The sequence below is a fragment of the Bradyrhizobium frederickii genome (assembly GCF_004570865.1).
In the GTDB taxonomy this organism is placed as follows: Bacteria; Pseudomonadota; Alphaproteobacteria; order Rhizobiales; family Xanthobacteraceae; genus Bradyrhizobium; species Bradyrhizobium frederickii.
The window spans coordinates 1-12,166 of record NZ_SPQS01000012.1 but is presented as its reverse complement, the minus strand read 5'-3'; the positions used below and the strand labels follow the sequence as shown (position 1 = coordinate 12,166).

8 protein-coding genes are annotated in these 12,166 nt (G+C 62.8%); 1 reads left to right on the top strand and 7 read right to left on the bottom strand.

Going from position 1 to position 12,166, the window contains the following annotated elements; genetic code table 11:
• Positions 1-100: 100 nt before the first annotated feature.
• The 4 genes from E4K64_RS21200 to E4K64_RS21185 form a co-directional block, all read right to left on the bottom strand.
• On the bottom strand, positions 101-616 hold the full coding sequence (locus E4K64_RS21200; RefSeq protein ID WP_135165267.1) for a ParB N-terminal domain-containing protein: 516 nt from the start codon (positions 614-616) through the stop codon (positions 101-103).
• A gap of 187 nt (positions 617-803) precedes the next feature.
• Entirely contained in the window at positions 804-1,052 is a 249-nt protein-coding gene (locus E4K64_RS21195; RefSeq protein WP_135165266.1) for a DUF2442 domain-containing protein, read from the bottom strand.
• 158 nt (positions 1,053-1,210) lie between these two features.
• The gene (locus tag E4K64_RS21190; RefSeq protein WP_135165265.1) at positions 1,211-2,971 is read right to left on the bottom strand and encodes an ATP-dependent nuclease; all 1,761 of its coding nucleotides are present in this window, start codon (positions 2,969-2,971) and stop codon (positions 1,211-1,213) included.
• A 279-nt stretch (positions 2,972-3,250) separates the two neighbouring features.
• The gene (locus tag E4K64_RS21185; protein WP_135165264.1) at positions 3,251-7,021 is read right to left on the bottom strand and encodes a vitamin B12-dependent ribonucleotide reductase; all 3,771 of its coding nucleotides are present in this window, start codon (positions 7,019-7,021) and stop codon (positions 3,251-3,253) included.
• Between the two features lie 763 nt (positions 7,022-7,784).
• On the opposite strand from E4K64_RS21185, the gene E4K64_RS21180 reads away from it, so the two are divergent.
• A complete protein-coding gene (locus E4K64_RS21180; RefSeq protein WP_135165263.1) occupies positions 7,785-8,681 on the top strand; it encodes a DMT family transporter in 897 nt (298 codons plus the stop codon).
• On the opposite strand, the gene E4K64_RS21175 is transcribed toward E4K64_RS21180, so the two are convergent.
• The 3 genes from E4K64_RS21175 to E4K64_RS21165 all read right to left on the bottom strand — a co-directional run.
• Positions 8,647-10,917 carry a CHASE3 domain-containing protein gene (locus E4K64_RS21175; RefSeq protein WP_135165262.1) on the bottom strand — a complete coding sequence of 757 codons (2,271 nt, stop codon included), beginning with the start codon at positions 10,915-10,917 and terminating at the stop codon, positions 8,647-8,649. The genes E4K64_RS21180 and E4K64_RS21175 overlap by 35 nt on opposite strands.
• A complete protein-coding gene (locus E4K64_RS21170) occupies positions 10,914-11,330 on the bottom strand; it encodes a response regulator (RefSeq protein ID WP_135165261.1) in 417 nt (138 codons plus the stop codon). Before E4K64_RS21170 ends, E4K64_RS21175 begins: the two co-directional genes overlap by 4 nt.
• A 245-nt stretch (positions 11,331-11,575) precedes the next feature.
• On the bottom strand, positions 11,576-12,166 hold a 591-nt coding region (locus E4K64_RS21165), incomplete at its 5' end, for a BA14K family protein (RefSeq protein ID WP_135165260.1).

Here is a 12,166-nt window from a genome sequence, read left to right as displayed (position 1 = left end):
GTAGAGCGAAGCGAAACCCATCAATGGCGGTCGCGGAATGACGGGTTTCGCAAGGGCTCTACCCATCCTACAAGCTGCTTCTTCGGCAACGAGCCGGCCATCAATAGCGGCCGCCGCTGCCCTTTTGCTGCGTGATCCAGTCCGACAATGTTTTCGGTGGCGATTTCGCAGACCGGCCCGGTGACGCCTTCGGATTGTCGCGGACGCCCCTTGTTGGATGGGTGCGCGGAGCTTCCGTTGCGTTGACACGCTTCAAGGCAGAGGTCGCTGCCTCTGCGGCTTCCTTCTCGAGGCGCAACTGTTTCAATCGCGCCATCTTGATGCGCTCTGCCTCGACTTCGGGTCGCTCGGACAACAGCGGCTTATGTTGAGCAAGCTCGGCCGGGACCAGGACGCCGAGAATGGTCGTCTCGCCGAGCGCCTTGCAGGCCTCTAACCGATGCAGTCCCTCGACCAGAACGAGGCGGTCTCCGTCGAGCCGAACGGAAATGGGGGCCTGTTGTCCGATGTCCAGAATACTTTCCGCGATCTCCTCGACGATCTCGGGCTTGATGGCTTTCTTCTGCTTCGTGGGAACGAAGATCTTCTCGATCGGGAAGCTTTCCGGTTTGGGCATAACTTCACTCCGCTTCTACCGCGCCCGTCGGAACCGATGCCGGTGGAGTCTGGAGTTTAGGGGGGAAGGGCTCGACCGCAAAGACAATTCAGCTCGTAGGATGGGTTGAGCACTTGCGAAACCCATCGTTGACAGGGTTGATGGGCGTCGCTTCGCTCGGCCTATTCTGCAAACTAATACGTGCTGGCTATGCCGCATGGTCCGTGGATCGCGTTACGTCGCCTCGGCCGGCGAGGAGGCTCGCTATGGAAATGTCCTCGTCGAGCGCTTCCCAGTGCAGCCCGACACGACTCAGTTCGACTCGGTTGCGCTCGGCAGACGTTGCGTGCAGCAGCCGCGGAAACCAGGCAAGCGGGACGCCGAGCGTACGGCCGTCCGACAATTCGACCCACATTGTGTGTTCGTCGAAGCGAACGCTCGTTGCCGAAATGGTCATGCCGAGCCTTTAGAAGCTGACCGCGGTTGTCTTCCACGCCCCCAGAATATTCGAAAGTTCATAGAATGGGTAGAGCGGAAGCGAAACACATCGATGCCGATCGTCGAACGATGGGTTTCGCAAGGGCTCAACCCATCCTACGGGCTACATTCCGCACGTCACGATTGATGAGTGGCAGCAAATTCGTCCAGCGCAGCAAGTATGCGCCGCAGATCGCAGTCGTTTGGCAGAGACAAGGATCGAATGATCTGAGTTGGAGTAATCGACACTCCCATGGCTTCTTGCAGGTGCGTGTTTAGCGAAGATAGAAGTTGCTTGCCAGGGACGACAGTTAGCTTGCTCGAAGTTGATGTCCATTTGGCGTCCAGATACTCAATTGCTTCATTAAATACAGTCGATGGATCGCGACGGGTCCGTCCTTCGAAGAAGCGGGTACGGTTTCCTGCGAGCTGGCTCAAAACCATTGATTTCATGCCGTTCGCGATTTGATCTAAGATCTGCGTCGTCTCTTCAGCGGTTAGATCGGGGCGCGTGCGGTTTGACTGACCTGCCAAGCGCTCGTTTATCGCGCTTGCAATGGCGTGAGGCTCGATCAGATAATTTTCGATCTCCTTTCTCTCCAGAATGAAAAAGGCGGGTATCGATGCCGGAACTGAACGGGCGATCTCCTCGACTTCTTCGGCACAGCGGTAATCGCGATCGAGCAGCGCGGCAATAGATATTTCGGCGCGGAGAACCTTTTCGAAAGTCCAGGCTGCGTCGGCGATCTTTTGCTTGTGAGAGAAGCCACCTAAAGGCACGACTGTTATGCTCGTCTCATTTTCGAAGTTGCGATACCCAAACCGGGCTGCAAACTTCTTCATGAGCTTTATGTCCTCACCCTCAAAAAAGAGTATCTTGCGACCGCGTGAAAGACGGGCCAGATGTATGTTTTGGCCAGAGCCGATTGTGAAGAGCGCCTCTTGAAGGCCATCTATATCGCCAACTCGTTTGGCAGTCCGTCGAGTGCGGTTGATGAGGAGAATCTCGTCGTGCTCGGCCTCATTCACGATTTCCGAGGAATGCGTGGCCATAACCAGTTGCTTGTTCATGGATTTGAGCAGCAAAAAAAGACGGCGCTGCAAGTCCGGGTGTAGGTATATCTCCGGCTCATCCACGATCATTGTGGTTGCGTCCCTTGCGGCCTGGAGATGGGTAAGCAGTTGAAGCCACACCTGAAAGCCGAAGCCAGCCCAGCATACCTCTCGAGTGACTCTGTTTTCGACGCAAAACATTGTGAGACGAGCGGGGTTAAATCCGTGTCGCTCAGGCGGCGATATTGTCATGCCGGGCCAAGTTTCCTCGACCAAAGACTTGAACTGATCAAAGTTCGATCTGTTCTGGTACCAGATGTTGCGAAAAAGTCGGTTTGATCGCCGCGTGGACTGCCAACGGCGAAGGTAGTCAGGATCGACGGGGCTTTCCTCTTCTTCGAGCGGACCGAGAGTCGGGAATATGGAGATTGTGAGCGGATAGTTCCGCTTGTACGAGGAAGTATTCTGAATTTGACGTCCCAAATTATCGGCCACAAGAACGCAGCGCGAGTTTTCAAAGAACAAGAGTTGTAGCTTGTTGCCGTTCTCGATTTGGAACGTGACGGAAGTCTCGTGCTCAGAGTGGTAGTCTGTATGAATATTCTCAAGAGAGATAGGAAGTTGGGACTGAGGAATTTCATATCCCGAGATCGTGTCGCGCCCGATCGTTAATGGTGTAGGATTTCTGCGCATTGCGAACGTTTGCGCCGCACCGAGTACACGAAACGCGTCTAAGATACTTGATTTACCCGCATTGTTGGGGCCGACCAATATATTGGTTCGCTTCAAGTGGACAGTGTAATCCCGGAGCGACTTGAAGTTGCGAAACTTGACACTGGTAAACATTGCGCGCTTCTTGAACTCGCTATCTTTCGATATTCCTAGTTGTTAGAAGAACAGTGTTTCAGTGCAGCTTCTGTTTTATTCGGTGGGCTTGAGTTGAGCCACGGCTTGCCGGATTGAATCCAGTGGCTTCTGCTGCAGTAGCGGAGAGGTCTTATTGAAACTTATCTGAGCTGCCTGCACGCTGACTTTGCAGCACTCGGCCAATTCAACAACACGTAACCTACGCCTTACGCATGCCCGGGATCGGCCGGGCATGCGCTCACTTTTTTTAGTGCTCGATCACGAACACCCCGTCGTGCTTCCGCACGTATCGCACTTCATGCACGTGCCATTCCGCACCAGCGTGAAGTTGCCGCACTCGCTGCACATCTCGCCCTCATAACCCTTCGCCTTGGCTTCCGCGCGGCGCTCGGCCTTGCTGGGTACCGCAACCGCGGCGGTGCCGGCCTTGCTCCACTGCAGCGCTTCCAGCTTCTCCGTCGGCGAGAGGTCGTGCTGGACTTCCTGCTTCAGGGCGACGGCGCCTTCGAGGACGTCGCCGACGCGGGCGCTGGCGCTGTGCGAGGCCATCGCGGTGACCTTGCTGCCGCCGGAGGGCGCGCTGTCGTTGCCTTGCGTGACCGCGGCGCTGCCGCCGCGCATCACGACGAGGTTGTCGGTCCGGGAGCGGGTGAGGCCGCGCGAGACCAGCCGGGTGGCGTGGTGGCCGCCGTCCTCGTTCGGCTCCTTGCCTTCCTCGACGCCCTTGCCGAGCGCGTCGAAGCCCGTCTCGTTGGGATCGACATGGGCAAGGTCGAACCGCGACATGTAGCTCACCGCGAGCTCGCGGAAGACGTAGTCGAGGATCGAGGTCGCGTACTTGATGCTGTCGTTGCCCTGCACGGGGCCCGCCGGCTCGAAGCGGGTGAAGGTGAAGGCGTCGACATATTCGTCCAGCGGCACGCCGTATTGCAGGCCGAGCGACACCGCGATGGCGAAGTTGTTGATGAAGGAGCGCAGCGCCGCGCCTTCCTTGTGCATGTCGATGAAGATCTCGCCGAGACGGCCGTCGTCATACTCGCCGGTGCGGAGATAGACTTTATGTCCGCCGACGACCGCCTTCTGGGTGTAGCCCTTGCGGCGATCCGGCATCTTCTCGCGCTCGCGCATCACGATGATGCGCTCGACCAGCTTCTCGACGATCTTCTCCGAGACCTGGGCGGTGCGGGCCGCCATCGGCTTCTCGTAGAGGGTCTCGACCGCATCGTCCTCGTCCTCGTCGTCGCTGATGAGCTGCGAGTTGAGCGGCTGGGAGAGCTTGGAGCCGTCGCGATAGAGCGCGTTGGCCTTCAGAGCGAGCTTCCACGACAGCATGTAGGCGGACTTGCAGTCCTCCACCGTGGCGTCGTTCGGCATGTTGATGGTCTTGGAGATCGCGCCCGAGATGAAGGGCTGCGCTGCCGCCATCATGCGGATGTGGCTCTCGACCGACAGATAGCGCTTGCCGATCTTGCCGCAGGGATTGGCGCAGTCGAACACCGGATAGTGCTCGGCCTTGAGGTGCGGGGCACCTTCCACCGTCATGGCGCCGCAGATGTGGACGTTGGCCGCCTCGATCTCGCGCTTGGTGAAGCCGACCGCCTGGAGCAGGTCGAAGCCCGGCGCGGCAATGGCTTCAGCGCCGATGCCGAGCTGGTCGCGGATGAAATCTTCGCCAAAGGTCCACTTGTTGAAGGCGAACTTGATGTCGAAGGCGGTCGGCAGCGCCTTCTCGACCTTGGCGATGGCTTCATCGGTGAAGCCTTTTGCCTTGAGGGTCGAGGCGTTGATGCCGGGCGCGTTGGAGAGCGAGCCATGGCCGACGGCGTAGGCCTCGATCTCCGCGATCTCGCTCTCGCGATAGCCGAGCGCGCGCAGCGCCGCGGGGACCGCGCGGTTGATGATCTTGAAGTAGCCGCCGCCGGCGAGCTTCTTGAACTTCACCAGGGCGAAGTCGGGCTCGATGCCGGTGGTGTCGCAATCCATCACGAGGCCGATCGTGCCGGTCGGCGCGATCACCGTGGTCTGGGCGTTGCGATAGCCGTGCTGCTCGCCGAGCTCGAGCGCCGCATCCCAGGCCGCCTGGGCGCGGCTGACGAGATCGGCTTGCGGGCAGGAGACGAGGTCGAGCGGCACCGGGTTGACGCTGAGCGCCTCGTAGCCGTTGGACTGGCCGTGGGCGGCGCGGCGGTGGTTGCGGATCACGCGCAGCATGTGCTGGGCGTTCTTCTTGTAGCCGGGGAAGGTGCCGAGCTCGGCGGCGATCTCCGCCGAGGTCTTGTAGGTGATGCCGGTCATCACCGCGGTCAGCGCGCCGCAGAGCGCGCGGCCTTCCTTGCTGTCGTAGGGCAGGCCCATGGTCATCAGGAGGCCGCCGATATTGGCGTAGCCGAGGCCGAGCGTGCGGAACTCGTAGGAGAGCTCGGCGATCGCCTTCGACGGGAATTGCGCCATCATCACCGAGATTTCCAGCACGATGGTCCAGAGCCGGCAGAGATGCTCATAGCCCTCGACGTCGAAGCGCTTGGTCTCGATGTTGTAGAACGTCAGCAGGTTCGCCGAGGCGAGGTTGCACGCCGTGTCGTCCAGGAACATGTATTCCGAGCACGGATTGGAGGCGCGGATGTCGCCGGACGCCTTGCAGGTGTGCCAGTCGTTCATGGTGGTGTTGAAGTGCAGGCCCGGATCGGCCGAGGCCCAGGCGGCGTAACCGATCTTTTCCCAGAGGTCGCGCGCCTTCAGCGTCTTCGTCACCTTCCTGGAGGTGCGGGCGGTGAGATTCCAGTCGCCGTCGGTCTCGACCGCGCGCAGGAAGTCGTCCCGCAGCGAGACCGAATTGTTGGAGTTCTGGCCCGATACCGTGAGGTAGGCTTCGCTGTCCCAGTCGGTGTCGTAGGTGTCGAACTGGATGTCCTTGTAGCCTTGCTTGGCGAACTGGATGACGCGCTTGATGTAATTGTCAGGCACGAGGCTGCGGCGGGCGAGCTTGATCTCGCGGCGCAGCGCCGGGTTCTTCTCGGGGTCGAAGCAATCGTCGCCCGAGCCCTCGCAATTGACGCAGGCCTTCAGCACCGCCTTGAGGTGCTTCTGGTTGATCTTGGATCCGGTTACGAGGGCGGCGACCTTCTGCTCCTCCTTCACCTTCCAGTCGATATAGGTCTCGATGTCGGGATGATCGACGTCGACCACGACCATCTTGGCGGCGCGGCGCGTGGTGCCGCCGCTCTTGATCGCGCCGGCGGCGCGGTCGCCGATCTTGAGGAAGCTCATCAGGCCGCTGGAGCGGCCGCCGCCCGACAGCTTTTCGCCTTCGCCGCGCAGGCGCGAGAAGTTGGAGCCGGTGCCGGAGCCGTATTTGAACAGGCGGGCCTCGCGGACCCAGAGGTCCATGATGCCGCCTTCGTTGACGAGGTCGTCACCGACGCCCTGGATGAAGCAGGCGTGCGGCTGCGGGTGCTCGTAGGCGGACTTGGACTTGGTCAGCTTGCCGGTGAAGGGGTCGACGTAATAATGGCCCTGGCCGGGACCGTCGATGCCATAGGCCCAGTGCAGGCCGGTGTTGAACCATTGCGGCGAGTTCGGCGCGACCATCTGCATCGCGAGCATGTAGCGGAGCTCGTCGTAGAAGGCCTGGGCGTCCTCGTCGCTCGAGAAATACTTGCCCTTCCAACCCCAATAGGTCCAGCAGCCGGCGAGGCGGTCGAACACCTGCTTGGCGCTGAGCTCGCTGACATAGCGCTCTTTCTCAGGGAGAGCAGCGAGCGCCTCGGTGTCGGGCACGGAGCGCCACAGGAAGGAGGGGACGGAATCCTCCTCGACCTTCTTCAGGCGCGCGGCGACGCCGGCCTTGCGGAAATATTTCTGGGCGAGCACGTCGGAGGCGACCTGCGACCATTCCGTGGGCACCTCGACATTGTCGAGCTTGAACACGACCGAGCCGTCGGGATTTCTGATCTCCGACGTGGTCAGCCGGAAATCTATCCCTGCGTAAGGTGACTGTCCCGAAGTGGTGTGGCGCCGCTCAATCCGCATTGTCTTGCCCCGTCCTTAAGTTTTGACCGGTCCCGCCTCCGTTCAGGCATGCCGGTCGACATTTCATTTCGCGGCGCCCTCGGCCGTTCGGCCTTGGGGCACCACAGTTCAGCCGGTGGACCCGGCCCTTGTTCTCCCGACGCGATGGCTCGATGCGCGCACCGATCATCCGCCGGCATGCCTTGCTACATCCGCCCCCAAGGGGATGAGCCCGACATGCGTTCAACGCCCCACCGTCACAACGTCTTTCCTTGCCATCCGAGCCTGTTGCCGGCCCGTTCTGGCGCCCGAAGAGTCCCGCCTTTCGCGGGCAGACAAGCCCTCATCCGCTGCCTTTGGCTGGCTTGGCGGAGTGCCGATTTGCGGGACCCTTTGGGGGAGTGCCGGCGGGACGCAAACTCACTCGCGCCGAACGGACCGAAAGCTAGGACTCTCCGTTGCGCCCGTCAAGAACTAGTGCGAGTTCCTGAATCAAATACTAAATATGGTGGATTGTGGGGGATAACAGGGGTCTTCGCCGCGCCTGTTGTGGAGGCAAGTATCAGTGAGTCCTCAGGGATTCCCAACTGAAAAAATTTGCATCCGGTGATGCTGCGCAGGCTTCATCCCGCTGTTCACAGGGCAGGTATATTTTTAGGCGAAGGGATTGCGCCAGCAGGACTCACGTAGCCCTACGGAAGGTGGGGGCAGGCATGCCCGCCGGGGTGGTGGTTTGGGCGGCGAATCCGCGCCAAGCTGACGCTCGATTTTGCCGGATACCCCCATGCTTGATTCGACTCGCCGGGATGCGCGACCGCGCATCGCCCCGGCCGGCCTGATGTTTCTTGCCATCACCTCGATCGGCTGGGGCTTCAACTGGCCGGTGACGAAATTCCTGCTCTCCGAGCTGCCGCCGCTGACCTTGCGCGGGGTGACCGGCGTGCTCGGCGCCGTGCTGCTGGCGGCGCTGGCGGTGCTGCGCCGGCAGAGTCTGCGTGTGGATGCGGCGACGTGGCCGCGCCTGCTCACCGCTGCCGTGCTCAACGTCACCGGCTGGATGGTGCTGATGGGCCTGGCGCTGCTGTGGCTGCCGGCGAGCGAGGCGGCGCTGATTGCCTATACGATGCCGGTCTGGGCGTCGATCATCGCCTGGCCGGTGCTGGGCGAGCGGCCGACGCTGCTGCGCACGCTGGGGCTGGTGATGGCCTTCGTTGGCCTTGCCTCGATCATGGGCGGCAACGGCATCGCCGCCAGCGTGGAGAAGCTGCCTGGCATCATCATGGCGCTGGGCGGCGCGTTCGGCTTCGCCGTCGGCACGGTGTTCTCCAAGAAGTATCCGATCCACCTGCCGCCGATCACGGCCGCGGCCTGGCAGATCGGGATCGGCTGCCTGCCGATCTCCATCATCGGCCTCCTGGTCGAGACCACGCATCTGGACAAGGTGACGCCGCTCGGCTGGTGGCTGTTGATCTACTCGACCGTGGTGCAGTTCTGCATCGCCTATGTCAGCTGGTTCGCCGCATTGGCGCGGCTGCCGGCCTCGGTCGCCGCGATCGGCACCATGGCGGTGCCGGTGCTCGGCGTCGTCGCATCGGCGATCGCGCTTCACGAGCCGCTCGGGGCAGGACAGATCGCGGCGCTGATCTTTACGCTGGCGGCGGTGGTGCTGGCGACGCGGTAGCCCCCAGCGCCTTCCGGATCATCTCGGCGAGCTGGTTGCGCCGGTAGGGCTTGGTCAGCAGCATCACGCCGTCGTCGAGCTTGCCGTGATGGATGATCGCGTTGTCGGTGTAGCCGGAGGTGTAGAGCACTCTCACACCCGGCCGGCGCCTGGCTACTTCTTCGGCGAGCTCGCGGCCGCTCATGCCGCCGGGGATGACGACGTCGGTGAACAAGAGATCGAACTTCTGGCCGGCCCCGATCAATTCCAGCGCGGCTCTGCCGTCGGGCGCGGCCACCGTCTTGTAGCCGAGGCTCTGGAGCTGGGTGGTGACGAAGTTGCGCACCAAGGGGTCGTCCTCGACCACGAAGATGGTCTCGGCGCCGCCTTCGGCCTGCGGCGCCATGCCGGCTGCGACCTCCGCCGTGCCTTCGCCCGGCGGCAGATAGAGCTTGATCGTGGTGCCGTGGCCTTCCTCGCTGTAGATCTTGATGTGGCCGCCGGACTGCTTGACGAAGCCGTAGACCATGGAGAGGCCGAGGCCGGATCCCTTGCCGACCTCCTTGGTGGTGAAGAAGGGCTCGAACGCCTTGTGCTGGGTCTCCAGGGACATGCCGGTGCCGGTGTCGCTGACGGCGAGCATGATGTAGGGGCCGGCCGTCACGTCCGGATGGGCCTGCGCATAGGCCTCGTCCAGCACGACGCGGTGGGTCTCCAGCAGCAGCGTGCCGCCGTTCGGCATGGCATCGCGCGCGTTGATCGCCATGTTGAGCACGGCATTGGTGAGCCGTGACGGATCGATATGCGCGGTCATCGGCCCCTGTTCCAGCACGGTCTCGATCTGGATCTGCTCGCCGAGGGTGGGGCGCAGCAGCTTTGCGATGTCCGCGATCGCGGCGTTGATCTCGACGTTGCGCGGCTGCAGCGGCTGCCGGCGCGCAAAGGCGAGCAGATGCTGGATCAGCTCGGCGCAGCGCTCGGCGGCATCGTCGATCAGCCGCGCCACGCGCTGCAGCTCGGGCTGCTGTTTCAGGCCTTCCACCAGCATCTCGGTGTTGCCGGAGATCACGGTCAGCATGTTGTTGAAGTCGTGCGCGACGCCGCCGGTCAGCTTGCCGATCGCGTCCAGCTTCTGCGACTGATACAGCTGCCGCTCGGTCTCGCGCGACATGGTGGCGTCGTGATAGACCAGCACCGCGCCGGAGATCTCGCCTTGCCCGTCCAGCATCGGCCGGCCGCTGACCATGAGATGGCGGGGAGGAATGCCGTTGTGCGGGCGGACGATCATCTCCAGATCTTCGAACTTCTCGCCCCGCAGCACGCGCACCGAAGGCAGCTCGTCGGCCTGCATCGGCGTCACGCCGTCGCCGTGGAAGACGTCCGACAGCGTGCGCAGATTGCGCAGGTTCATGCCGGTGCGATGCAGCAGCATGCGCTCCGCGGCCGGATTGGACAGCAGCACGTTGCCCTCGGCGTCGATCACCAGCACCGCCTCCGCCATGCTGTGGAACGTGCTTTGCAGCACGTTGACCGAGAGGCGCAGCTCGTCATGCGCCGTCACCAGATGCTGCGTGCGATCGGCCACCGCCGCCGCGAGCGCGTCCTTGGCGGCCGTGGTCTCGCTCAGCGTGCTTTGGAGCTGCACCGTGGCGCGCCGGCTCTCGCGCATCACCAGCGCGACCAGCAGCAGGATCAGTACGGCACCAGCGACGTCGATGCCGAGCAGCACGACGCCCGTGCGGCGCGAATCCTGGGAGCGCGCGGCGAGCAGGCGTTCCTCCTCCGCGCTCAGGCGGTCGAGGTTGCCCATCACGGTGTCCATGAGGCCGCGGCCCTCGGCCCTGCCGTTGAGCGCGGCAATGCCGGCCTGGTCGTTCGCCGCGCGCAGCCGCATCGCTTCAGCCGCGATCTCGACCCGGCGCAGCGCCAGCGGTTCGGTGCCCTCCAGCAGCGCGACCTGATCGGGATTGTCGCGCACGCCGCGCTTGAGGTCGGCCAGCGCCGGCGCGATCTGGGCCTGCACCGCCTGGAAATCGGCGCTGAAGCCCGGGGTGCGGTAGAGCTCGTAGCCGCGCGCGGCGCTCTCGGCGCGGCGCAGCAGCACGCGCAGATCGGAGATCTTCTTCTGGACCTGAACCGTCTGATTGACCCACGCCGCCTCGGACCGCGATTTGACGTCGAGGGCGATAGAGGCCGCGGTGATGATCAGGAGGATGGCAAGTCCGGTACCCAGAATGACGCGCTGCGTTGGAATCAAGGGGATTCTTTCTGGTCCTTCGGCTGCGCGCTCTCGCTTGCGAGGCATTCCCGGATCGCGGTCAGCAACGCTTCCGGCGTGAACGGTTTGCGCAGGCAGCGCGTTGCGCCAAGCTCCAGCGCCATGCGGAGGAAATCGGGAGAGGGCGAGGCGGATGAGGCGAAGGCGTAGCCGGACATCGCGATCAGCGGAGTGGCCGGTGCGCGCTCGTGAAAGATGCGGATGGACTCGAAGCCGCGCATGTGCGGCATGAAGATGTCAACCAGCATCACCTCGAATGTCTGCGTTTCCAGCGCAGCCAGTCCAGTTTCACCACCGTCGGTCAGCGTGACATCGAAGCCCTGACGTTGGAGGAGGACCTCGATGGTCGCGCCGACCATCGGATCGTCATCAACCACGAGAATACGCGGCATGAAACTTCCCAGTAGATCGAAGTCCCCACTGGGATTGGTGATATCCGCGAATCGTGTGTCGGGTCAATTTTGGATTGGGTCTCGGTAGATATGCACGGTGCGATGCATAGAGGTCCATTTACATCCAATTGTATGCATCATCGCCGGCGATGGGCTCGCTGTGCGCGGCATCGCGGATATGTAGCCGATGCGCGAAAAAGGCGTCGCAGCGCTGCGACGCCTTCCTTTACGTGTGGCTGGCGTGGTTACGGGCAGGGATGCCGTTGCCCGTCATAGCCGAGATAGGTGCCCGAAGCCGGGTCATAGGATCTGTAGCGCTGCGCGCAATAGGCTGCGGAATCGCCGCCGCTGTCGGGAACCACCGCTACTGTCGGCTCGTCATAATAGCTGTCGTAGTAGTAGGGGTCGTCGTAATAGCCATAGCCGCCGCCGTAATAGGCGTATGAGCCGAGGCCGCCGATCGCCGCGCCGGCCGCGAAGCCCGGCCAGAAGCCGCCGCGACGGTGGTGATAGTGCCGGCCTCCGCCGCTCCAATTATTTCCGCCGCTCCAGCTGCCGCTGCGGTTCTGCCAGGTGCCGCCGCTGCCGGCTGCGAAGTTGCGGGCTGCGCCACCGGTGAAGGACGTGCCGCCGCTCGGACGAACCGCTGCACCGGCTGCGAAAGTGTCGCCGCCTGGACGCGCCGCTGCACCGGCTGCGAAAGTGCCTCCGCTCGGACGAGCCGCTGCACCGGCTGCGAAACTGCCCCCTCCTGGACGCGCCGCGGCGCCAGCAGCGAAACTGCCGCCACCGCCGTGGAACGCGGCACCGCCGCCACCACCGCCGATGTGCACGCC